Source organism: Kitasatospora sp. NPDC097691, from assembly GCF_040302665.1.
Classification (GTDB): Bacteria; Actinomycetota; Actinomycetes; order Streptomycetales; family Streptomycetaceae; genus Kitasatospora.
In genome coordinates, this window is record NZ_JBEORY010000006.1 from 118,562 (window position 1) to 141,403 (window position 22,842).

The 22,842-nt window shown below is 73.1% G+C and carries 20 protein-coding genes; 4 read left to right on the forward strand and 16 right to left on the reverse strand.

The genetic code is table 11. The annotated features are described in order from the left end of the window. Positions 1 to 351: 351 nt before the first annotated feature. Together ABTY56_RS06465 and ABTY56_RS06470 are read right to left on the reverse strand one after the other, a co-directional pair. Positions 352 to 1,113 (reverse strand): SDR family NAD(P)-dependent oxidoreductase, encoded by a 762-nt coding sequence (locus ABTY56_RS06465; RefSeq protein ID WP_350627156.1) that lies wholly within the window; start codon positions 1,111 to 1,113, stop codon positions 352 to 354. After that, positions 1,110 to 1,532, reverse strand: a complete 423-nt coding sequence (locus ABTY56_RS06470; protein WP_350627158.1) for a VOC family protein — start codon at positions 1,530 to 1,532, stop codon at positions 1,110 to 1,112. Before ABTY56_RS06470 ends, ABTY56_RS06465 begins: the two co-directional genes overlap by 4 nt. A gap of 47 nt (positions 1,533 to 1,579) precedes the next feature. Between ABTY56_RS06470 and ABTY56_RS06475 the strand changes: the two genes are divergently transcribed. Beyond that, positions 1,580 to 2,302: a GntR family transcriptional regulator gene (locus tag ABTY56_RS06475; protein ID WP_350627160.1), complete on the forward strand. Its 723-nt coding sequence runs from the start codon at positions 1,580 to 1,582 to the stop codon at positions 2,300 to 2,302. Here the strand turns inward: ABTY56_RS06475 and ABTY56_RS06480 are convergent. From ABTY56_RS06480 to ABTY56_RS06495, 4 genes are all read right to left on the reverse strand, one after another. After that, positions 2,269 to 4,725: a DEAD/DEAH box helicase gene (locus tag ABTY56_RS06480; protein ID WP_350627313.1), complete on the reverse strand. Its 2,457-nt coding sequence runs from the start codon at positions 4,723 to 4,725 to the stop codon at positions 2,269 to 2,271. The two genes, ABTY56_RS06475 and ABTY56_RS06480, sit on opposite strands and share 34 nt — an antisense overlap. A gap of 96 nt (positions 4,726 to 4,821) precedes the next feature. Continuing rightward, positions 4,822 to 5,568, reverse strand: a complete 747-nt coding sequence (locus ABTY56_RS06485; protein ID WP_350627162.1) for a VOC family protein — start codon at positions 5,566 to 5,568, stop codon at positions 4,822 to 4,824. Between the two features lie 84 nt (positions 5,569 to 5,652). Further along, positions 5,653 to 7,209 (reverse strand): hypothetical protein, encoded by a 1,557-nt coding sequence (locus ABTY56_RS06490; protein ID WP_350627164.1) that lies wholly within the window; start codon positions 7,207 to 7,209, stop codon positions 5,653 to 5,655. Positions 7,210 to 7,211: 2 nt separating this feature from the next. Further along, positions 7,212 to 8,684, reverse strand: a complete 1,473-nt coding sequence (locus tag ABTY56_RS06495) for a condensation domain-containing protein (RefSeq protein ID WP_350627166.1) — start codon at positions 8,682 to 8,684, stop codon at positions 7,212 to 7,214. 505 nt (positions 8,685 to 9,189) lie between these two features. Between ABTY56_RS06495 and ABTY56_RS06500 the strand changes: the two genes are divergently transcribed. The 3 genes from ABTY56_RS06500 (at position 9,190) to ABTY56_RS06510 (ending at position 11,759) form a co-directional block, all read left to right on the forward strand. Further along, complete coding sequence (locus ABTY56_RS06500; RefSeq protein ID WP_350627168.1) at positions 9,190 to 9,885, forward strand: alpha/beta fold hydrolase; 696 nt, start codon at positions 9,190 to 9,192, stop codon at positions 9,883 to 9,885. Between the two features lie 448 nt (positions 9,886 to 10,333). Next, complete coding sequence (locus tag ABTY56_RS06505; RefSeq protein ID WP_350627170.1) at positions 10,334 to 11,005, forward strand: VC0807 family protein; 672 nt, start codon at positions 10,334 to 10,336, stop codon at positions 11,003 to 11,005. Positions 11,006 to 11,171: 166 nt separating this feature from the next. Next, the gene (locus tag ABTY56_RS06510; protein ID WP_350627172.1) at positions 11,172 to 11,759 is read left to right on the forward strand and encodes a DinB family protein; all 588 of its coding nucleotides are present in this window, start codon (positions 11,172 to 11,174) and stop codon (positions 11,757 to 11,759) included. A gap of 107 nt (positions 11,760 to 11,866) precedes the next feature. On the opposite strand, the gene ABTY56_RS06515 is transcribed toward ABTY56_RS06510, so the two are convergent. The 10 genes from ABTY56_RS06515 to ABTY56_RS06560 form a co-directional block, all read right to left on the reverse strand. Beyond that, a complete protein-coding gene (locus ABTY56_RS06515) occupies positions 11,867 to 12,565 on the reverse strand; it encodes a helix-turn-helix domain containing protein (RefSeq protein WP_350627174.1) in 699 nt (232 codons plus the stop codon). Next, on the reverse strand, positions 12,562 to 14,889 hold the full coding sequence (locus ABTY56_RS06520) for a hypothetical protein (protein WP_350627176.1): 2,328 nt from the start codon (positions 14,887 to 14,889) through the stop codon (positions 12,562 to 12,564). The genes ABTY56_RS06515 and ABTY56_RS06520 overlap by 4 nt, the downstream gene beginning before the upstream one ends. 7 nt (positions 14,890 to 14,896) lie before the next feature. Continuing rightward, positions 14,897 to 15,529 (reverse strand): MerR family transcriptional regulator, encoded by a 633-nt coding sequence (locus ABTY56_RS06525; RefSeq protein ID WP_350627178.1) that lies wholly within the window; start codon positions 15,527 to 15,529, stop codon positions 14,897 to 14,899. A 170-nt stretch (positions 15,530 to 15,699) separates the two neighbouring features. Next, positions 15,700 to 16,137: a hypothetical protein gene (locus ABTY56_RS06530; protein WP_350627180.1), complete on the reverse strand. Its 438-nt coding sequence runs from the start codon at positions 16,135 to 16,137 to the stop codon at positions 15,700 to 15,702. A 139-nt stretch (positions 16,138 to 16,276) separates the two neighbouring features. Then, positions 16,277 to 17,065, reverse strand: a complete 789-nt coding sequence (locus ABTY56_RS06535) for a MerR family transcriptional regulator (protein WP_350627182.1) — start codon at positions 17,063 to 17,065, stop codon at positions 16,277 to 16,279. 162 nt (positions 17,066 to 17,227) lie between these two features. Continuing rightward, positions 17,228 to 17,368 (reverse strand): hypothetical protein, encoded by a 141-nt coding sequence (locus ABTY56_RS06540; protein ID WP_350627184.1) that lies wholly within the window; start codon positions 17,366 to 17,368, stop codon positions 17,228 to 17,230. Positions 17,369 to 18,729: 1,361 nt separating this feature from the next. Continuing rightward, positions 18,730 to 19,344: a DUF6939 family protein gene (locus ABTY56_RS06545; RefSeq protein WP_350627186.1), complete on the reverse strand. Its 615-nt coding sequence runs from the start codon at positions 19,342 to 19,344 to the stop codon at positions 18,730 to 18,732. A gap of 435 nt (positions 19,345 to 19,779) precedes the next feature. Next, positions 19,780 to 20,742 carry a nucleoside hydrolase gene (locus ABTY56_RS06550; RefSeq protein WP_350627188.1) on the reverse strand — a complete coding sequence of 321 codons (963 nt, stop codon included), beginning with the start codon at positions 20,740 to 20,742 and terminating at the stop codon, positions 19,780 to 19,782. 306 nt (positions 20,743 to 21,048) lie between these two features. Continuing rightward, complete coding sequence (locus tag ABTY56_RS06555; protein WP_350627189.1) at positions 21,049 to 21,351, reverse strand: hypothetical protein; 303 nt, start codon at positions 21,349 to 21,351, stop codon at positions 21,049 to 21,051. A gap of 330 nt (positions 21,352 to 21,681) precedes the next feature. Beyond that, entirely contained in the window at positions 21,682 to 22,008 is a 327-nt protein-coding gene (locus tag ABTY56_RS06560; protein WP_350627191.1) for a hypothetical protein, read from the reverse strand. Between the last annotated feature and the right edge of the window lie 834 nt (positions 22,009 to 22,842).

Below are 22,842 nucleotides of genomic sequence, written 5' to 3' on the forward strand. Positions count from 1 at the left end.
TGCCGCCGCCCGGATCGGAGCCCGGTCGGCGGCACGGTCGGCGGCACGGGAGCCGGCCGCCGTCAGACGCCGTTCGGTACAACGGCCGACGCGGCCCGGAGAGACGTCCCCACGGTGAGATCGGTCAGCGTGGTGGTGTCGCCGACTTCGCCGACAGACCGCGCACCCGCACCTTCCACCGGATGTCCGCGCTCGCCCAGCGGCGCCCGAAGCCCCCGTCCGAACGGCGCGTCGCCGACCTGGCCGCCCGGGGCCTGACCGACCGTACGATCGCCCGGCGGCGCTTCGTCGGCCCGCGCCTGTGCCTGCGCCTGTGCCTGTGCCGGTGCCGGTGCCTGCCCACGGTGGAGGTCACAGACGCAGGTGCGACGCCCCGTTGAGGTCGAGGATGGTGCCGGAGGCCCAGGTGGCCTCGAGGGAGGCCAGGTAGAGCACGGCCGCGGCGACCTCCTCCGGGGTGCCGACCCGCCCGAACGGGCTCTGGTCGCGCAGGGCCTGGCCGGACGGGCCGGCCAGGCGGTCGGCGACCCGGTCGGTGGCGGTGAACCCGGGGGCGACCGAGGTCACCGAGATGCCGTGCGGCGCCAGGGCGACGGCCAGGGACTGGCCGAGGGCGTGCAGCGCCGCCTTGCTCGCGCCGTACGCGGGGTGGTCCGGCTCGCCGCGGAAGGCCCCCCGCGAGCCGATGTGCACGATCCGGCCGGGTGCGCCGCGGGCGATCATGCTGCGGGCGACGCAGTAGCCGAGGTTCGCGGCGCCGAGCAGGTTGACGTCCACCATCCGGCGCCAGACGCGCTGCCAGTCCTCGTACGACACTTCGGCCACCGGGTGGGCGTTCGCCGCCGAGGTGGCCACGGCGGCGTTGTTGACCAGGACGTCCACCCCGCCGAGCGCCGCGTCCGCGTGCTCGGCGATGTGCTCGGCCGCCGACGGGTCGCCGAGGTCGCCGTCGACCAGGACGTGCCCCTCGCCGGGCAGCGTGGCCAGGGTCTGCTCGGCCTGCTGCCGGTCCGTCGCGTAGTGCACGGCGACGCGGTCGCCCCGGGCGGCGAACGCCTGCGCCACGGCCCGGCCGATGCCCCGGGAGGCGCCGGTGACCAGGACGCCCCTCATCGGGCGAACATCCGGGTCTCGTCGCGGAACGCCTTGAACTCCAGGGCGTTCCCGGCCGGGTCGAGCAGGAACATCGTCCACTGCTCGGCGGCCTGTCCGGCGAAGCGCAGGGACGGCTCGACGACGAACCCGGTGCCGGCGTCGGTCAGTCGTCGGGCGAGGGCCTGGAAGGCGTCGACGTCCAGCACCAGCCCGAAGTGCGGCACAGGGACGGGGTGACCGTCGACGGTGCCGTGCCCGGCGGGCTCGGGGCGGGGACCGGCGACGAGGTGCGTGACCACCTGGTGGCCGTGGAAGTCCCAGTCGACCCAGCCGTCGGTCGAGCGGCCCTCCGGGAGGCCTAGCAGACCGCCGTAGAACGCGCGGGCGCCGGCCAAGTCGTCGACGGGGATGGCGAGATGAAACGCGGGACGAGTCATGGTGCCCCACCTTGATCCCCGCACCCACTCAATGTCAACATTCGGACATGAACGATGAACCCCTGCCGAAGGTGGCCCGGCGCGGACTCGCCGACGAGGTCGCCGACCGGGTCCGCGACGCGATCCTCGACGGGCACTACCCGCCCGGCTCCCCGCTGCGCGAGGTCGAACTCGCCGAAACGCTGGGCGTGAGCCGCGGAGCCGTGCGCGAAGGGCTCGCCCAGCTGCAGCGCGAGGGGCTGATCCGCACCGGCTGGCACCGGCCGACCACCGTCGTCGCGGCCACCGCCGTCGACGTCGAGGAGGTCTACCGCGTCCGCGCCGCGCTCGACCGGCTGGCCGCCGTCACCGCGATGCGCCGGGCGACGCCGGCCCAGCTGGACCGACTCGACCGGCTCGTCGACGAGATGGCCGCCGAACTGGCCGCCGGCGCCGGCGTCCCGCGCCTGCTCGCCCTCGACATGGCCTTCCACGACCGGATCTACGAGGCCGCCGGGAACGGCCGGCTCACCGCGGCCTGGCAGGCCGTACGGTCCCAGGTGTTCCTGTTCCAGCTGCAGCGGGTCTCACTCGCCCAGGGCGGGTACCGCGCACTGGTCGTCGACGAGCACCGCGAACTCGCCCGCCTGCTGCGGGCGGGCGGTGACGAGCAGGAGCTCGACCGGCTCGCCGCCGAACACGTCGACACCGCCCGCCGCAGCCTGCTGGCGCTGCTGGCGGACCGGCCGACGACCGATCAGCCGCCCACGGAGCCGCCGGCGTCCCCCTGAAGGGTGCCGCGCCGAACGCTGCCGTGCCGAACAGTGCCGCGCGGGACGGTGCCGTGCCCGAGGGCGTCCAGCAGGGCGGACTGCCGGGCGGTCAGCCTGCCCTCCAAACGGGCCTTGTCCTGCTTGCGCAGCCAGGTGCCGGGACGGAACGCCGGATCGGCCGGGCCGCCGGTGCGGTTGACGGGCCCGGTGAGGGTGCCGCCGCCCTCCAGGTAGGCCAGCAGGCGCCGGTACGAGCGGTTCCAGTCCGGCTCCAGCCGCCACAGCTCGTCCAGCGCGTCGAGCTTCGCCCCCTGCTCGCCGGTCAGGTTCTCGGCCCGGCGCTGGCGGCGCATCCAGGCGCCCACCGCGTAGTCGTCCAGCTTGGCGGTCGCCGGGATCGCCAGGTGGCCGTACTGGTGCTGGAAGGCCCGCGCGTACGCGTAGCCGCGTTCCCAGGCGCCCGCGTGCTTCGACCAGATCATCCCGAGCGCGTCCAGTTCGGAGACCCGCGCGGGGTCGAGCAGGCCCTGGCCGCGCAGGTGGCGCTGCCGGGCGAGCCAGGAGGCCAGCTCACCGTGGACGGTCCGGTCGGTGGGGTCGAGGTGCCCGTGCTCCAGATGGAACACCGCCGCCACCGCGTACATGCGCTGCCACTCGGTGGCCCGCGGGTTGAAGACCCGCAGCTTCACCGCCCGCAGGATCGTGTCGGCGTGGCGCCGGGCGTCGATCCGCAGCCACTCCACCGGCGACTGCGGCGGCACGGTCCGCTGCTCCCCCTCGGCGGCCTCCGCCGAGGCGGCAGCAGGGGCGGCGGTGGCAGGGGCGGTGCCGGCGGCGGCTGCGGCGTGCTGGGGCTGGGCCCGGTGGGCGCGCAGCTCGGTGATCCGGCCCACCACCCGGGCGTCGTGCGCGGCCAGCGCCCGCAGGACCCGCCAGATCGTCCGGAAGGAGCTCGCCTCGAACTCCGCGTCGGCCTCCGCCTTCACCGCCTCCCCCGCGTCGCGCACCTCGGCCGGGTCCGCGGCCGCCGAGTCGTCGCCAGCGCTGTCGTCACCGGCGCCGTCGTCACCGACGCTGTTGTCACCGGCGCCGTCGTCACCGACCGCCGGCGTCGGCAGGTAGACCGGGATGACCACCCACGACACCTTGCCCTGCCGGTAGGACTGGCGCAGCGCCCGGCCCACCGCCTGCACGATGTCGATGACGCTCGACTTCGGGTCGGCGAAGCAGACCGCGTCCACCGCGGCGATGTCGATGCCCTCCGACAGCAGCCGGGAGTTCGCGAGGATCCCGCACTCCTCGCCCTCCTCGCCGGGTCGTTCGCCGGTGTGCGCCTTGAACTCCTCGAACGCGGCGCGGCGTTCACGCAGCCGGTCGGTGCCGGCCACCGCCTTCGCCCAGATCCGCTCCGGCCGGTCCGCGTCGTCGAGCAGCTCGGCCGCCCCCGCCAGGGTGCCGGCGAACTCGCGTGCCGCCGCCACCCGGGAGTGGAACGTGATCACCCGGCGCAGCCGGAGGTCGGCGACCGCGCGCAGCACCGCGATCTGCAGGGCCAGGCGCAGCAGTTCCTCGTTGGTGCGCTGCGAGCGCAGGTCGGCGACGGCGGGCAGGTTGAGCAGGTCGCGCAGGTCCTCGTCCGTGACCACCGGCACCAGCACCCGGTAGTCGGCGAGGTAGCCGTGCTCGATGCCCTGCCCGAGGGTCCAGGTGTAGACGGTGGGGCCGTAGATCCGCTCGTCGTCCATCGAGCAGAGCGCGGGCAGGGTCTCGCCGGCGACGTCGTCGAGGCCCGCCGTCGCCTTCCGGTCGTCGGCGATCCGCGGCGTCGCGGTGCAGTACAGCCGGCGGGCGGCGGGGACCTGCTCGTCGTCGTGGACGGCCGCCCACGCCTTGCCCTCGGAGCCGGCCGTGCGGTGCGCCTCGTCGACCACCACCAGGTCCCAGGGCCCGAGCCCGAACTGCTGGTGGGCCTGGACGATCCGCTCCAGCGAGGCGTACGTCGCGTACACGGTGACCGGCTCCGCCGGGCCCGCCGAGGCGACCAGGTCCGCGATCCGCGCGGCCTGTGTGGTCACCCGGGCGCGCACCCGGCCGCCCGCCTCCGCGCTCTCCAGCGCCTCCTCCCGCGAACAGGCCGCCACCGCCAGTCCCCGGCGCCCGCCCCGCAGCGACCACGCCTCGGCCGTCTGCTCCAGCAGCTCGATCGTCGGCACCAGCACCAACACCCGTCCCCGGGCCGCCAGTCGACGCGCGCACGCGGCCGCGATCAGCGTCTTGCCGGAGCCGGTCGCCGCCACGACCGTCGCGCGGCCGCCCGCCTTCACGGCCTTCACGGCGGCGGAGGTGGCCTCCTTCTGGAACCAGTGCAAGGGCACCGGATTCACCGCCGCGACACCGGGCGCCTGCCCCGGGACCGTGGTCCCGGTGGCGGCGGTCGTCATGGTGTCCACGGCGCGGGTGTCTCCTGTTCCTCTGTTCTCGGGGCTGGTTCGCCGGTTCGTGCGGGGCCCGGTACGTGACGGCCCCGGCGGAGTCCCTCAGGACGACGACCGGGCGAGGATGCAGAACTCGTGGCCCTCCGGGTCGGCCAGGCACCGCCACGGGACGTCGCCCTGGCCCACGTCGAGGTCGGTGGCGCCGAGCGCCCGCAGCCGGGCCACCTCCGCCTCGTGATCGTCCGCGGGGTACCGCAGCAGATCGACGTGGACGCGGTCCGGCACGGTCTTCACGTCGGGCGTGCGGATGAACTCCAGGTACGGGCCGACGCCCTTGGCGGAGCGGAACACCGCACTGTCGTCGGTCACCTCGTGCAGGGTCCACTCCAGCGTCTCGCCCCAGAACCGCGCCATGGCCCGCGGATCCGCGCAGTCGACCACCACCGCGGCGATCGGCCCGGTGTCCCGGTACACCTCCCGGGGTTCCAGCACGCAGAACTCGTTGCCCTCCGGATCGGCGAGCACCGTCCACGGCACCTCGCCCTGGCCGACGTCGACGGGCGTCGCCCCGAGGGCCCGCAGGCGTGCGACCAACTCGGCCTGATGGGCCGCGGATGTGCTGGCGAGGTCGAGGTGCACCCGGTTCTTCACCGCCGTCTTGGCCTCCGGAACGGCGACCACGTCGACGCAGATCCGCTCCGGGTCCCGCCAGTCGTGGCCGACGCGCCCGACATTGGTCTCGCCGGGCTGCGCACTGGAGACGCTCCAGCCGAGCGCCTCCGCCCAGAACCGGCCGACGGCCGCGTCGTCAACGGCCTTGATGTTCACCAGAACAGGTCGCAGTCCCATACCGATGATCCTAGGCGCCCGCTCCGCGACGTCCGTGCCGGGCCGGTGCGTCCCCGCACCCGCACCCGCACCCGCACTCCACGATCAGCGCAACCGTCCCGACCGTCCGGCCCCGGCATCCGGCGCGGAGCCCGGACTCGGCAGGCCGGGCACCGGTGGACCAAGGACCGGCGGGCCAGGGACCGACAGCCCGGTGGCCGCGCCGGTGAGGTGCCGGTGGATGCCGTCGAGGAAGCGGGCGACGGTACGACCGGCGGTGACGGTGTCGGGGTGGCGCGTACGCAGGAACAGGCCGTCGCGGGTGCGGGAGAACCAGAGCTGGACGGTGTCGGTGACGGCGGCGCGGCTGAGGTGGTGCGGGTTGCGTGCGCGCGGGGGCTCACCGGTGGTGCTGACCGTGCGGTAGTCGAGGTAGGAGAGCATGAAGACGTCCCCGCCGGTGGGCCGCAGCCGATCGCCGAGGGCGGCGACCGTCGCGCTCAGCGGCAGCCCGGCCGTCTCCCGGGAGCGGCGGAACGCGGCCCGGGCGGTCGGGAGCGCGGCGGTGAGAGTGCCGGCGCCGCCGAGGTCGAGCGTCAGCGGCGCGACGGTGGTGAACCAGCCGATCGAGCGGGCCGACTCGGGTCGGTGCCGGGTGTGCAGGGGCACCAGCAGCCGCAGGGGAGCCGCCGCGCCCGCGGCGCGGACCGCCAGCGCGGTGGCGGCGAGCAGGCCGGTGAAGAGGGTGCCGTCCGCCTGCCGGCAGCGGTGTTCGAGTGCCGCCGTCCCGGCTGCGCCGAGGAGGACGCGGTGATCGCTGCGTTGGGGCGGGACGCTCCCGCCGGGGTCCGTTCCGAGCGGCAGCGGGAAGCTCGGCAGGGCGCCGTCGCCCTCGGCGAGGAACTGCTCCCAGACGTCCAGGGCACGGGTACGGCTGACGCTACGGGCGCGGGTGAGGCCGTCGGGGTCCGGCGGGCGGACGGTGCGGTGGCCCGCGTGTCCGGCGCTCGGGGCGAGGCGGGGCGTACGGTCCCGGGTGAGCGCGCCGAGGATCTCGGTGAGCTCCTCGGCGGCGATCGCCAGCGAGTGGGCGTCGGCGTGGCAGTGGTCGAACCCGCACACGACGGTCGTACTCGCCTCGCGCAGGACGGCCGCGCACGCGTACGAGGGCCAGGCCAGCGGGCGACAGGCCTGGTCGAAGAGCGCGGTGAGCCGCTCTCGTACGCCGTGGTGGTCCTCTCCGGCGCCCTCCTCGGCAGCGGTGCGTGCGGCGGTGAATGCGTCGGTGCGTGCGACGGTGAATGCGAGGGAGTCCACGGGGACGGCGAATCGTTCCGCCCGGTCGTCGAGGCCCGCCCCCGGTCCCGTCTCCAGTCCGGTCCGCAGTCCGGTCCGCAGGGTCGGGTGGCGACGGGCGAAGCGGGTGAACCCGGCGGCCAGCACGGCGGGGTCGACCCGGAACGTCAGGTCGAAGGCGCACGCGAGCCAGTTGCGGGCCTGCGGGCGGTGCAGCGCGGAGGCGAGGTGGAACCGCTCGTTGGCACTCAGCGGCTCGCCGGTCGCCGGGGCACCTGCCGCCGCGGCGACCGTCTCGGCCGTCGGGGCCAGGACGACCAGCCGGCCCGGAGGCGGCCGGTAGTCGTCGACCGTGATGACGTGCACGATCACACCCCGCCGACCGGGGCCGGCTCCATCGCGGCAGCCCGGGGAAGTCCCAGCGCCGCCGACGGCGTGCCCTGCAGCCCGCAGAGAACGGCGTCCTGCGGCCCGCGCACGGCGGAGTCCAGGATCCGGCGCAGGTGCCGGAGGTAGCGGTGGACGCTGTCGTGGGCGACCGGGTTGTCGGGGTAGGCGACGGTCAGACGCAGCCCCTGCCACAGCCGCCACAGCCAGACGGACACCCCGCTGACCGGCGCCCCGGAGCCGAGGACGCCGAACCTGGCGGCGGTCCAGTCCCGGGAGCCGGGGGTGTGCCGCAGGTCGACGTAGGAGAGCACCGGCGGCACGGTGTTCCCGAGGGCGAGGGCCGCGGCCGGGTGCAGTTCGAGCACGCGGGCGGGAGACACCTCGGCCATGGCGTGGGCGCGCCCGAGCGCGTCGTGGGCGGCCGTGGCGGTGTCGACGAACGACCGGCCCTGCGGTACCGGGAACTCCACGGGCACCAGGTTGACGAACCAGCCCTGCGCCGCGTGCCAGCGCCGCTCGCCGCGCGTGTGGGCGACCATCAGCCGCCGGTAGTGCGAGGTGCCGGCGAGCTCGTGCTCGGCGAGGGCGAGGGCACCGACGGCCCCGGCGGCGAAACTGCTCCCCCCACGGCGGCAGGCCCGGGCGAACTCCTCCGCCTGCGGGAGGTCGAACAGGTCGACGGTCTCGTACACGGACGGGTGCCGGCCCCCGGGTTCGACGCCCAGGGGCAGGGCGAAGGAGGCGGGCAGCCCCCGGCTCAGGAAGTCGACCCAGCGGGCGGCCACGGGGTGGGCCGGGTCCAGCGCGGCGTTGCGCCGGGCCTCGGCCAGGCAGTAGTCGAGGTGGCTGCCGGTCTCTGGCAGCCTGGCGGGCGCCCCGCCGGTCTCGGCGGTGTAGAGGGCGCGGATCTCGGCGAATACCCGTGCCAGCGAGCAGCCGTCGGTGTGGGCGTGGTCGACGGCGAAGAACAGCGTGGACTTCTCGTCGCGCACCACGGCTCCGGCCACGAAGCCCGGCCACGTCACCGGGTTGATCGCCTCGGCGAACCGTTCACGCATCCACGTCCGGACGGCTTCCCCGCTCGTACGGACGCCGAGGCCGACCGGGCGCACCGTCACCGCCTGCGGCGGCAGCAGACGGCGCGTCAAGCCGGCTCCGTCGGCCGTGAACCAGGTCCGCAGGGCGTCGTGCCGACGCAGCCAGGCCTGCCAGGCCCGGGCGAGCGCGGCGACGTCCACCCGCCCCGGCAGGTCGAAGAAGGTCGCCAGCCAGCCGTGCCCTTCCTCCGGTGCCGTGAGGTAGCGCCGCACATGGGTGGCCTGGACGTCGCAGGCGCCGACGGGATGGGCGGGCCCGCCGCCCGCCACCAGTGCCGACGCCGGCGCCGACGCCCTGAACTCGACGAGTTCGCCGGGCTCGGTCAGGTAGTCACGGATCGGGAACACCAGCACCGTGGTTCACGCTCCTGTTCACGCAGACGTTCGTCCGCACCATTGGTCGACAGCGCGGGATTGCCGTGAACGGCCTTTCCTCCCATGGCCGTTCACCCGCCGGGTCGGATCCGTCGCAAAGGGGCCGACGACCGCCCGCTGGTGCGGGGCACACCGGGGAATGTCCACGACGCCGAGGCCACCGCGCACCTCCGCGTCGACGGTCAGTGCGGCAACGATAGGGGCGAACAACGGCTCCGCCGGTGCCGCCACTCCGTCGGGGCCGGCTCGGGCCGCCGTGCGGCGCCGTGAGCGGCCCAGGGGGGCTGTCAGCGGGCCGAACGCCCGTCCGGCCGACTCGACCGCCACGCGCCGCGGCCGCGGGTCCTCACGGGATCTCCCTCCGGTCCGACCGTCAACGGCGCGCCGGTGGTTCGGATCCGGAGATCGGCCCCACGGTGGCGCCGTTGGTGCTTGCCTGATCGGGTGGGCCGGCACAGGCGGTCGTGGCCGATGTGGAGGTGCGATGAGGGTCGTGTTCGTGCACGGGGCGTGCGTACGGGACGGAGCGTGGTGGTGGCACCGCACCGCCGAGCTGCTGGAGGAGCGGGGGGTGCCGAGCGTGGCTCCGGCGCTACCCAGCTGCGGCGAGGCGGGCATGCCCGGCGGCGTCGACGGTCCGGGACTGCCCGAGGACGTTGCCGCCGTGCGACAGGTCCTGTCGGCCGGCGACGAGCCGACCGTCGTGGTCGCCCACAGCTACGGCGGCATCGTCGCCTCGGAAGCCGCTGCGGGAGTGGGGTCGGTTCGCCACCTGCTACTGGTCTCCAGCTACCTGCCCGAGGTCGGGCAGAGCCTGTCCGAGTTCGGGGACGGCGGCCCCGCCCCGTTCCTCGATGTCGACCCCGAGGCCGGCACGTTCGGGGTCCGCCGCGAGCTCCTCGTGGACACCTTCCTCCACGACTGCGCCCCCGAGGTCCAGGCCCGGGCGGCGGACCACCTCGCCCGGCAGAGCCTGCGGGTGACCGGACAGCCGGTCGGGGCGGCCGCATGGCAGCAACTGCCCTCGACCTACCTCGTCTGCGCTCAGGACCGGGGCACCCCGCCACGGCTGCAGCGCGAGTTCGCCCGCCGGGCCGGCCACGTCGTCGAACTCGACGCCGGCCACCACCCGTTCCTGTCCCGGCCCGCAGCGGTCCGGGACCTGCTGCTGCGCCTGTGACGGCCGCCGCGGACGACGCCGCCCCGGTGGCCGATGTCAACCGCCCGCAGCCCGGCCGAGGCGTGCCGTCACGGTCCGAGTGACCGAGCGCTTCGCTTGACGAGTCGAGTGCGGCCGGGCAGGCCTTGCCGGAACCGGCTCGGTGAACCCGGTGCATTGCCCGCGCGTCCTTCAGCAGCTGAACGCGGCCCCGGGTTTGGCCGCCGTCCGGCACGGAACGAGTCAACCGTGCAGACAAACGTGGCAGTCGAAGCGGGCAACGATCGCCGAGCGCGACGACGCGGCGCAGCGTGGCTCGGGCGCGGCGCGGCGTGGCTCGGACACGGCGCGGCGTGGCTCGGGCCTGGCTCGGGCGTGGGCAGATCATCTCGGCCGCCGTCCAGGTGCCGGCCGAGCCCGGCCCTTCACAAGCCCCGGAGGACGTCATGACCACACGAAGGCACCGGCGGTGACGGCCCCCGGAGCGCCGCCGCGGCCGAGCGGCCGACGTCTGCTGCTCGGTCTCGTCTGGGACATCGTGGTCCCGATCGCGCTGTACTACGGCCTGCGCGCCGCCGGCGTCAGCGTCTTCGTCGCGCTGCTGGCCGGCGCCCTCCTGCCGGCGCTCACCACGGCGGTGCAGTGGCATCGCACCCGCAGCCTGGAGGGCATGGCGGGCTTTGTCGCCGGGACCATGCTGCTCGGCGTCGCAGCCGCGCTGGTCAGCGGCAGCCCCCGGTTCCTGCTGGCCAAGGACGGCTGGCTGACCGGCGTGGCCGGGCTCTGGTTCCTGATCTCGATCAGGGCCAGGCGCCCGCTGCTCTTCCACGCCGGACGCCCCCTGCTGGAGGGGCGGTTCCGCTCCGACGGCACCTCCTGGGACGTGCTGTGGGAACGCGAGCCGGCCTTCCGACGGATCTGGCGGGTCTCGACCGCGATCTGGGGCGTGGCGATGCTGCTCGACGCCGCCGTGCGGGTCGTGATGGCCTACACGCTCCCCGTGGACGTGGTGCCCGGTCTCGGCGCGCTGCTCTGGCCGGTCACGCTGGTGCTGTTGCAGCTGGTGAACGGCGTCTACTACGAGGTGGCCGGGCTCTGGCGGCTCACCTCCGGTACGGCCACGCGCCCGGCGGACGGCTGAGCGCCCGCCTGCGGCGCCTCCGTCACTCCCGCTGTGACGGAGCGCTTCAGTCGGCCGGTTGGGTGTTGACCGGGCACGGAATCGCCCGGTTTGGGCCAGGGGCCTGGTCCGGGCGCCACGTACGGGATCTTGAGACCACGAGCAGCCCATGGCAGGCTCATGCCGCATGATCGATGAGTTCGCGAAGGACAACCTGCACGGGAGACTGCGGCGGGACCGCGAGGCACTGCTCTGGAAACTCGACGGCTTGTCCGAGTACGACGCCCGCCGACCTCTGACAGCGACCGGGACCAACCTCCTCGGCCTGGTCAAACACGTGGCCACCGTCGAGGCCAGGTACTTCGGCGAGGTCTTCGACCGACCTTCCCCGGAACCGCTGCCCCGGTGGCAGGACCACTCCGCCGGCAGCGATCTGTGGGCGACCGAGGACGAGACCCGCGATCAGATCATCGCGTTCTACCGGCGCACGTGGGAACACTCGGACGCGACGATCAACGAGCTTCCCCTCGACGCCCCCGGCCACGTGCCGTGGTGGCCGGAGCCTCATCCCAACACGAACCTGTTCGCCATCATGATCCATGTCCTCGGCGAGTCCATCCGGCATGCCGGGCACGCCGACGTCCTGCGCGAGGGTCTCGACGGCCGGACCGGGTTGCGCGCCGAACACGAGAAGCAGATCGACGAGGAAGCCCGTACAGCCCACTGCGCGAAGATCGAGCAGGCCGCCAGGTCGGCCGCGCCGATCAAACCGTGAACGACAAGCTCATCGGACTGACGGCAAGCCAAACGCTCAGTCGGCCGAATCAACCGCTCACTGGCCGACTGAAGCGCCCCGTCACACCCGGCCGTCCGAGCGGGCCCCTACGCCGGCACCCAGGCGCGGACCTCCAGGTAGGTGATGTCGGCGTCCTCGACCGCGCGGCCGGTCTCCACCAGCCAGGCCCGCATCGCCTCGGTGACGTCGCCGTGGTGGGCGGCGACCCGCCGGGACCACTCGGCGGCGTCGAAGCCGCCGGTGCTCGCGGAACCGTAGGTGCGTTCCTCGGTGCCGTCGGCGCGGGGGACGAACCCGCGGCGCAGGCCCGGTGAGTCCTCGGTCGAACCGGCCGACATCGTGAACTGGTCGGCGCGCATCCGCACGGTGAAGGCGAGGCGGCCACCGGCCCGGCCGGTGGCGTGGACGACGGGGGCAAGGTGGGAGGCGCCGGAGCGGATGGCCTGGCGCCCGGCGCGGCCGGCCATCGACCCGCCCTCCTCGCCGACCACGTCCTTGCCGCGGACGCGGGCCTTCTGCCCGGTCCTGGTGCGGCGGCGTTCGACGTTCTCCTGCGCGATCCCGGTGAGCGCCTCGGTGTCGCGCTCGCCCCCGCGCACCGCCCGTACGACCTGGCGCAGCGCGTCGACGAACGCCGCGCCCTTGCCCTTGGTGAAGAACTGCGACACCAGCGAGGCGTCGCGGCCGAGCATCCTGGCGACCTGACGCTTGGTGAAGCCCTGGTCGACGAGCTCCTGGGTCAGGCGGGCGGCCTCGTTGGGGTGCTGCGGGTCGGCCGGGCTCACCGGTCACCTCCGGCGGCTCGTTCGGCCGCGGGTTCGGCGGCGGGTTCGGCCGCGAGTTCGGCGGCGAGTTCGGCGCGACCTTGGGCGCGCAGTCGGAGGTACTGCTCCTGGCTGGTCGGGTGCGGGACGGGGCCGGTCAGGTGGCCCTTGAGCAGGTAGTCGCCGGGTTCGCCCCGGTACGGCCACGGCCGGCGCTCCGTCAGCGCGATGCCGTCGGTGCCGAAGTACACGACCGTGCCGGGCCTGGCGTGCAGGGCGCCGGCGACGCCGACGACCTCCTTGCCCTGCCGGTACTTCATGTCCAGCAGGGCGGTCCGCGCCCCCGACCACACGTAGGCGGCCCACTCGGGGTGGGCGTACGGGTCCCGGGAGAACCCGGCCTGGCGCTGCCACGTCACCACGGCGCCGTCCTGGCCGAGGATCTCCACCCCGGCGGGCAGCGTCTCACCGACCGATGTGGTGCCGGAGACCAGGCGGGGGCGCTGTGCGAAGCCGCCGAGGCCGAACAGCAGGACGGCGCGGACGGCGCGGGAGGCGAGGTAGGCGGCGGTGCGCTGCCGCTCGTCGGCGTGCACCTTCGACAGGCCGGTCAGGTCCGCCCAGGCGGCCTTCAGTCGCTTGCCCCAGTCGTCCAGCGGCTTGCCGTCCTCCCACACCAGGCCGCTCAGGACCTCGATCCGCCACGGCCCGAGGTGGTTGGAGAGCGCGAGGTGGACCTCCGCCCCGCCCGCCCAGGTCGTGAACGTGGCACCCGGCTCCGACGGGTAGACCCAGGCGCGGTCGCCGGTGACGGGGGCCGGGAGCAGGCCGACGTGCTCCCACCCGGCCGGGACGGTGACCCTGACGTTCCAGTGCGAGCAGGACATCAGGGCCTTGGTCTGTTCGGCCTCGGTCATCGCGGCGAAGGCCCGCGCGGTGATCCGCTGCGGGGTGCCGACCGGGGACTTCCACAGGTGCTTGGCGTAGGCGAAGGTGCGGTCGTACTCGACCAGGGCGGGCAGCTCGTCCGGGACGCGCGGCGGCAGGACCAGCTCGGTGCGACCCTGGCCGGCGGTCGCGTGCAGCAGGCCGCGCAGTTCCTCGGACAGCACCGGGTAGCCGCCGGCGAACCGGCCCTTGGTCGGGACGGTGCGCGACCACAGGTCCCGTCCGGTCTGGCTCGGCGAGCCCATCAGGACGACGTCGTCCCAGTGCCTGCGCAGCGCCTGCCACAGCAGCTTGAACGCCTCGCGCACCGTCACCACGTCGGCGCCGTCCGGGTCGAACCACTCCCCCACCGAACGGATCTCGGTGCTGTCGCCGTCAGGGGCGGCGACGGGAGCGTAGCGGCCGACGGGCTGGCGCTGATGCACGAAGTGCCCGGCCAGCCGGTCGCGGCCCGCGCCGACGGCGGTGGTCCACCGCTCGGAGGGGGTGTTCAGCCAGGCGGCGACGGCGTCCTTGAGCGTGCTGTACCGCTCGGCTCCGTCGTGCCAGGGGGCGCCGGCGGTGATGTAGACGCGCTCGGTGCCGGGGGCGGCGGCCAGGACGGCGTCCAGGATCTCGCCGGGCGTACGGGCGCCGAGGGTGAGGCGCACGACCCGATCGCGCACCGCGAGGTCGCCGGTCGCGGCGTCCAGGAACACGGTGGCGCGGGCCTGCTGGACGAAGTTCGGTCGCTTGGACAGCAGCCCGGTGGTCACGGCCTCGAACCGGTCCCCCGCCGGGCCCTCGGGGACGGTGGGCAGCTCGCGGGGGCCGACCTCGGGCAGCGGAGCGGCGTCGGCGTCCGGCCTGGCCTCGGCCGCCGGGTGCGGCGGGGCAGCGACCGGAGCGACCGGAGCGACTGAGGCCGCGGGTTCGTCTGACGTAACGGCGGTGGCGGTGGCGGGAGCGGTGGCGGGAGCGGTGGCGGCAGGGTTCTCGGCGGCGGCCTGCTCGGCAGCGGGGCCGGCCGGGCGGGTCAGCGCCGGGGCCACCGCGACCGGACCCACGGGCTCGGGCGCCTGCTCCTGCTCCTGCTCCTGCTCCGGCCGCAGCTCCGGCTCCGGCCCCCCCACGACGGCGGACCGCTCCCCCGCCGGGGCGGCGCGGACGGCGGACGGGGTCGGGTCCAGCACCGGGGCGAGCCGCACCACGTCGCCGAGCGTCAGACCGGCGGCCTTGGCGATGGCGTCGGCCTTCGCGCCTTCGAACCCCGCGAGCCCGGTGACCCGGCGCGCGCGCTGGGCGGCGAGCTTGTCGAGTGCCTTCCGGGCGGCCGCGACGGCCTTCTCCGCGGCGGTGATCTCCGCGCGCAGCTCCCGTAGTCCGGCGAGCTCGGCGGTGTACGTCTTGCGGTCCATCAGCGGGTCACTCCCCTTCCCCGGCGGCGACCGCGGCAGCGACCGGAGCGGTGGGAACGTAGGCGATCGGGCCGCCTGACACCGACGGCAGGCGGGTGCCCAGCAGCACATCGGCCAGCCGGGCATCCTGCGGGTCGACGGGGCCGGCGGCGTTGGCCGGGGCGGTGAGGTCGGCCAGGCGGCCGGCCAGGCGGGCCGCCGGGAACCGGAAGCGGGCCGCGGTGCCGGCGGCGCCGTCGGACTCCCACAGCGTCAGACCGGTCAGCACCGCCACGACGAACCCGGTCACCGTCACCGGCAGCACGCCTCCGGCCGCGACCCGGGCCGGATCGCACCGCCACCAGCCGGACAGCGAGGCCAGCAGCTGCGCGTCGTCCAGCGCCGTCCCGAAACCGACCCAGTCCCGGCCCGGCTCGTCCACCCGCCTGAGCGCGTCCGAACGCAGCACGGCCACCTCCGCCGTACCGAGCCCGCTCAGGTCCGCGACCGGCCGGTCCTGCAGCGCCTGCAGCGCGGCCAGCGGGAACACCTGCCGCCCCGTCCCCCGCACGCCGGGCACCACGCCGGTCGCCATCAGCTTCTTCACCGTCGGGATGGAACACCCCAGCGCCGACCCGGCCTGCCCGGTCGTCACGAACACACCCAGACCTCCACGCCCACGCCTCTGCAGCTGACTCCAAAGACTAGTCCACCCCACGCCGTCCCCCCGGCAGGCACCCTGCCGCGCCCGCTCCTCCACGGCCGCCGCCCCCAACCGTCACCGCGACGGTGGGGACGGTGCGGGCATCCCATGACCCTTGTCGCCGGGTGTCAGAGCTTCCGCAGGCACAGGACCATCGAGCCGAGGTCCGTCGAGCTGTTGTCGCCGAGGGACCAGCTCGGGACGGCCTCCGCACAGGTGTTCTCCGTCGGCGCGTCCAGGCGGGCGAGCACCCTGAAGTACGCGTAGGCCCTGTTGTCCTCGCGCATGGCTGCGCGGACCTCCAGGAGGCCGCACGGCATCGTGAGCCACTTCGCGGCGCCGCCGGTCCTGCCGTCGTCGACGGGGTACTCCTGGCCGACGCAGTCGCCGGCCTGGACCGTGGCGATGTCCTCCTCGAACAGGGAGGTGAACACGCTGACGAAGCCCAGGATCAGGGCGAGTACGACGAGCACTCCGACCGTGTGCGGGGTGTACCGCAGCACACCCCGCGCGTACCGACGGTACGGGCCGGCCTCGCGCGGATCAGCGGCGGACAGCGGCTTCATCGGATGCTCCCCCATCGGTCCCCATCAACACTGAGCGGATCAGTGTCGGAAGCGAAAGGATCCCATCAACTCCTCTGCCAAATAGCCGATTTGATGAAGCATGGCAACCCGCAGCCGGAACGTTGCCCGTCGTCGCTTGTCACCGGTGCGGGACGGGTACGCCCGCCGCGCGGAGCCGGGCCTCGGTGAGCGCGGTCAGCCGGGCCGAGACGGGTGCCTGGTCGCCGCGGTGGTCGTTGATCAGCCGGTACTGGGCGCCCGCCCCGCGCCAGGCCCGCCGGCCGGCCGGGTCGCCCAGCAGTGCGGGGTTGGCGAGGTAGTGGTCGGCCATGGCGGTGGCGAGTTCCTCGATCCTGGGGTCGTCCGGCGCCCAGGTCTCGGCCTCGCAGCCGCGTTTGGCCAGGTCGACGTACACCGGGTCGTCCAGGCAGCGTTCGAGCCGGGACAGGAAGCCGTCGAAGCCGTCCGGCACCATCGCCCGGGCCAGGACCAGGGCCTCGCGCTGCGCGGCCACGTAGTCGGGGCCGAAGCCGAGCCCGGGCATCCGCTCCAGGAGCGCGCAGGCACGGTCGGGCAGCAGAGCCCGGTCGCCCTCGGCGAGCCGGTGCAGCGTGTCACGGCGCGCGCTCAGCTCCTCGATCCGCTCGGTCAGCCGCCGCCCGACGTCGGCGAGGGCGGCGGCGAACTCCTCGGCGTCGGCGTCGGCGTCGGCGTCGAGCAGGGGCCCGATCTCGGCCAGCGGCACCCCGGCGGCCGCCAGCGTGCGGACCTGTACCAGCCGCAGCAACTCGGCCGACCCGTAACGCCGGTAGCCGGAGACGTCACGTGGCGGCTCGGCGACCAGCCCGGTCTGGTGGTAGTGCCGCAGTGTCTTCACCGTGACTCCGACGAAGGCCGCCGCCTGTCCGATCGTGACGCCGTTCACCATCTGCTCGACCTGCCTCGGGTTCGTGGTGGACGGGCCACGCCGGCCCTACGCGGCGCGACCCCGGTTCGACTGCGACCGTCGCGCCCCGCACGCGCGACCGAAAAGCAGAGCGATCCCCTCGAAGCGTACGGGCACGCGTGCCCCGCACGGGAGTTCAGCCCGTCAGCCGTGCCGGGTCAGGCGCTCCGCTCCGGCGCGGCTGCGCCTGCCCGCACTGCCGGCCCAGTGGCCCCGCTCGTCGTTCGCCCGCATCGGCGCCCCGAGGAAGCCGGATCGGACGATCTCCTCGATCGCCTCCCGCAACTCCGGACGGTCCTGCCCCCCGTTCGAACGAGGTGGTGGACATGTCGCTCCTTCACATCCGTGACGCCCGACTCCCCACCGGGCCGCCCCCCCCCCCCCGAGCCTCCACCCCGCTCCAGGGTCAACCTCGACGGTGATCCGGCTCACAGCCGTCACCGGCCCGGGAGGACGCCGACCGAGGCTCGGCGAAACCCTGCGCCGCGGCCTTCGACCTCGGACGGATCGATGAAGCAGCGGCGGCGTCCCGGCTGCCCCCGAGCCCGTAGTGATCCCATGGGCCGTCGAGGCGACGCCGAGAGCGCCCGGACATACTCCATGTCTAATAGATGTTTACAGCGTCTTTTGTGTTCAACGCGCCGAACGCAGACCACCGTCCCGCGCGAAAACGCACCTTCGCGCGCGACAACGGCCCCTTCGGGCTCCAAAACCACCTCGGAAACCACTTTGCATGCATGCGTCAACCCGCCGACGCGTCGGAGCGACTTGAGAGGTTCACGACCAACGAGGTTCCCCTGGCTTACGTGATCCACGATCCGCCACATTGGTCAGCGGACATCGAGGGTCATCCCATCGCCAGGCTCGTGCCCACCATCCACCGTAGGGATCACGGCCCAGCACGACAGAGGGCGCCAACGGGCTCGCGAGCGCCGGTGCCCACCGACGTGCCGCTTGGTGACTGCTCAGCTGTTCGGGCCGCAGATGTCTTTGCCGGGCTGCCGGCGGGAGTACCGGACAGTGGCGCACTCTGAGATCGCTGGCCTGCCGCCCTCGGCAGCGGTCTGGCTGTAGAAGACCCCACCCCAGGCATCCGAATTTTCCGCGGAAAATTCGGAGACATCGGGCGACCCTCGAACCCAGTCGCCGCGGGCGGTGGCACAGGGTCGATCCTCGGACCCACTCAAGCCGAGCCGGCGTCAGATCGCGATGGGCCTCTCCCCCGCACTCGGCCCTCTGCCCCCGCCGCCAACCGCCATCGGCGGCGACGTGCCGAAGGCGTCACAGAATTTTCCGCGGAAAATTCGCGGCTGCCGGAGGCCTGGCTTCTCGCCGTGTCAGTACCAGGCAGCCTTCGTCGTCGTTGGGAGTCGACTCCCCCGGCACCGCCATGGCTAAGCCGATCACGGCATGAAGGGGGCCGGTCGGAGGATCGGATCGGCATCCGGTCCCAACCGTCCGCAGACCCCCGGAATTTTCCGCGGAAAATCAGTGGGTCGGCTCGGTCCCCGGCCTCCGGCCCAACCGAGTCGCCGAACCCTCAGACGGAGCCGCTGTCCACAGCACTCAACGGATCTCGGCCATGGCTGCACGGTGTCCGGCACATCGCATGATCACCGCTCCCGCCTCCGGGTCGATCAGGGCATTCACTCACTGACCGTGCCACAAGCCTCGGCATCGTCTTCACTGGGCCAGCGGCCTTCGATGTGCAGCTGGACGAGCGCGGCGTGCGAGAGCGGGCTGCTGTGGTCGGTGACGTCTCCGTTGGTCGTGTAGTCGAGGAGTACGACGTCGTCCTTGTTCCTGATCAGCTCGACCAGGTCGGCAACGCGGTGCTCCAGGATCCACCGGTAGGCCGGCAGGTAGATCCGGCGCCGCGCTGTTTCATAGGGCAGCAGCCGGTCGCCGTGCAGACCGGCTCGGTGGCCTTGGACGGGACCGTATCGACGTACGGTCCGCTTCAGCCCCTTCATCGTGGTGACCGCCAGCCTCGCGGGGTCGACGTCGGAGTCCTGGAAGACCTTGAGGGCCTGCCAGATCCCCTCCACCGACTGACTGGTCACCCCATCGCTGTAGGGAACGGGGATGCCACCGTGCGGGTAGAAGGGGCTCAACCGCACCCACGGTTCCGATGCCTTGGAGGTCACGTCGATGATCTCCGCACCGGGGAAGGCGGTAGTCAGTAACGTCGTCGCACGGCGACGGTTGGCAACTCGGATCGGCATCTGGGGCCCCTCCCCTGGTTCGATGACATCAACCACCGAGCATCCCCGATGCCACTGACACCCCGGCTGCCCGCAGCCCCGGGCGCCACCGACGAGCAGCCAACGCACGGAAATCCTGCAGGTGTTCGAGGCGAAGCGGAGAGGGCCGCTGAGCACCGACTGTCCTCTGCCACTGAACCCTGACCTATTGCCACTGAGCTTTGACCAACGTCGGTTCGTGACATCGAAGTTTGATCGCCGCGGCTCAGCGGCCGGCCCGGGGCGGTCCTCCTGGCCGGGGAGGTCGGCCGGAGCCGAGGCGCTGGCGGGTACTCACGGGCTGCTCCTGACGGTGCTGGTCCCTTCTTGCGGCCGATCCCGAGAGCACCGAGCAGGGATTCGCACGCCGCTTCCGGGTCCTCCATCGAGCGGCTCACCCCGGCGTGCGTGCACTGGAGGGGGCTCCTTCAGGCTCGCTCGGAGCGAGGGCCGTCACCCGGTAGCCGTGAGGACGTCCAGGAATCGAGCGTGGTCGACCGAGACCGAGATCCGCGTCCGGGTGCCGGCCGCCGGACGCGCACCCCAGGCGCCGCGCTCGCGGTACACCTCGACCTCGCGGAACGCACAGACGGATTCGTCGAGCGCCACGGCCGCCGCGAGCGGGTCGTGGAAGGCCTTGCCTGCGCGGCGCTTGGCCAGGTAGACCCCCATGCCCTCCCGCACGAGCGCCATCCCGGGTGTGAGCCGCCGCGCCGACAGGGCGGCGTGCATCGCGCCGTCGTAGACGACGCCGTGGCAGACGTTCTTCGAGACGAGCACCCGCTCACCAACGTGGGGCGATCGCAGCAGCTTCAAAGCGGCGTCCGGGGCGCCGTTGAAGTTGAACGTCGGGCAGGTCTCGCGTCCCTCGAACTTGGGAAGACGGTGTTCGGGCGGGACGACGGAGTCGCCGGCGAAGCCGCCCTGCGCGACCCAGCGGGCGATGCGCACGTCCGGTTCCCGTTCCAGGAGCATGCCGGGATTCTTCAGCGGCGCCCCCGTGAGCAGCGTCGCGTCCCCGCTTGCGAAGGCGTCCCGCAGCAGCTGCCAGGCCTCGACGTCGGGTTCGCGAGCCGGAACCTTCCCAAGCCATCGGCGGTGGAAGCCCGACACCGGCTTCACGTCGGTGCCGGGCCGGTACGCACCGACCGGCACGGGCACCCCGAGGCGCCCGAGGAGGTGCTTGACGATGCCGACCTGCTCATCCGATCCGGGCATCACCGTCACGGCTACCAGGCGTGCCCACGGATGGGTCGCGAGGGCACACAGGGTGAAGACATCGTCGGGGTCGCCGGTCTCCATGTCGAACACGATCGGGATTGCCATACCCGCGACCGTACCGATCCGACGGAGCGTCACCAACGGAATATCGGCGAGACGAGCGCGTTCGACCGCCTCCTGTTCGGCGGCGCCCACGTCACCTCTTCATCCGCCTCACTCCTCCTGAAGGCCGCCTTGATCCGGCGCGGAGCACCGCTGCGGGTGATGACCTCACGAAGGCGTTCGACCTTCGATGTCACGAACCGACGTTGGTCAAGGTTCAGTGGCAATCGGTCAGGGTTCAGTGGCAGAGGACACCGACGCCTGCCACTCCGCGAGCCGGATCGGCGCGGGACCGGGCTCGGAAATTTTCCGCAGAAAATTCGGACCCACGGCGAGCTGCCGGGCTGGGCGGACTCGGCCGGCCGGACGACGGCCACAGTCGAAGGGGGCCGTGTCCGGTCAGTCGCAGATCCCGAGATGCAGGATGGTGGCCCAGTCCCTGGAAACCAACAGCAGGTTGCGCCACCAGATGTAGCCCGTGTGCGGGCCACTGACATCGCCGGAGATTAGGACCGGCCCCAGATGCGCCTCGATGAGGTCGGCGATGCCGGCGGCGAGTTCGCCTGCCTGCCGGATCTCAGCGGGCGTGCGCAGGTTGGAGTCCGAGTACCTCTGGGCGGGCTGCATGTACCCCTCGGTCACCTGTCGGCGGAGAACATCCCGCCAGGCCCGTGGAGACTCGAACGGGTCGACCGGCGTCATGACCTGGTGTCCGCTCGCCCCCTCGTCCTACACGGCTCGAGCGAGAGCCTTCATCCGTCATGACCGGGTGCCACCCCAGCCACTGGGACGACATGGAACAGCTCTAGGAACGACACATGGTTGCAGTCGTCGAGCAGCTCCCCAAGCGGTTCTGCTGCGGCTGACACCGCGTCTGGAGCGTGCAGTGGGTTCAGCATGAGACGTCCGAATCCTCTGTGCGGGTCTGCGCTTCGGCCTCAGTGTGTCAGCGGAGCACGACGAACCAACCGCGTTCAGAGCGGGGGCTCCCGGACCTCGCCATGACCGGCTGAGACACACCCGGCGTCTGTGTCAGTCAGCCGGATGCGCCCGCTTCAGCGCAGCCCGCAGCCGCCTGATCTCGTTGATCAGACGCGGCATGTCCTGTCGCGCGCCGGCGATGAATTCGATGTCCGCGTCGGTCTGGGCGTCTGCCCCGATGACTTCGCGACCGCCGGTGACGCGAGTCAGGTAGATCTCGTCGTCCTCGTCTGCGTCGGCGCTGAGCTGGATGAAGCTCGTACCACCGATCCCGTGCCGACTCTCCATCCAGCCGACCCACGGCCCCGGAGAGGCGGCGGCAACGCGCCGCTCGATCGCGGACAGCTCTTCCTTGGACAACGGCTCGACGGACTCCATGATCGAAAGCCTCCCCCGGCCCTGACTGCATGTCCAGACCCAGCCGCCAGGACCTGTCGAATTTTCCGCGGAAAATCGTTGAGCCACGGACCGGGTGACGCCGACTCCGGGGATGCCCGACTGTGGCTGCTCAGGCCATGCCGGGTGCGACGCCCCGGAGTGGACCTACTCGCGGCACCGGGGCCGCAGGGTTCGACTCCGACACTGACGAGTTCGTCCCGAGGATCAGATCCACCAACGAACGCTCCGAATCCAGACTGGGGATGCGAACGCCTTCGCCACTGTGGCTCGCGACTGGGTCGCCCGAGGTGATCGCCAGAGCCGCGGAAGGCGCCCGGCCCGGCAGCAGTCTGTGGCGTGGCGCGCCCGCGAGAGCGAGACCGTCGGGCTGCTCACCGCCACCCTGTCCCGCCCTGGCGCTCGCCGGCAGCTCCCCTCCCCCGCCCACTCACCGACAGCCAGGCCCAGTCGATCCTCGGTCGCCCCGCCCCGGTGGTCGGCGACTCCACCCCGCCGTTCCCGACCCACGGAACACCATCGCCGCCGGGTGGAGGCTCGACCGTCGGGCCCGCCGAAGACTGATCGAGCAGGGCTGGACGGCCGGCTTCCGAGACCTGTCCGACGTCATCCAACCGAAGCGGACACCCCGAGCACTGACCCCGGCTGCGTCTCCGACACCAGCTTCATCGCCCTCCACCGCCTCGATCGACGTGCCTGTCGAGACGCGTGCGGAGCCTGCCCGCTACTCCTGCGTCACGACCATCAGACGTCGGGGGAGCTACGGCACCCCGCCCCGGAGTGCCCCCAAATCGGCGCGACGAATTTTCCGCGGAA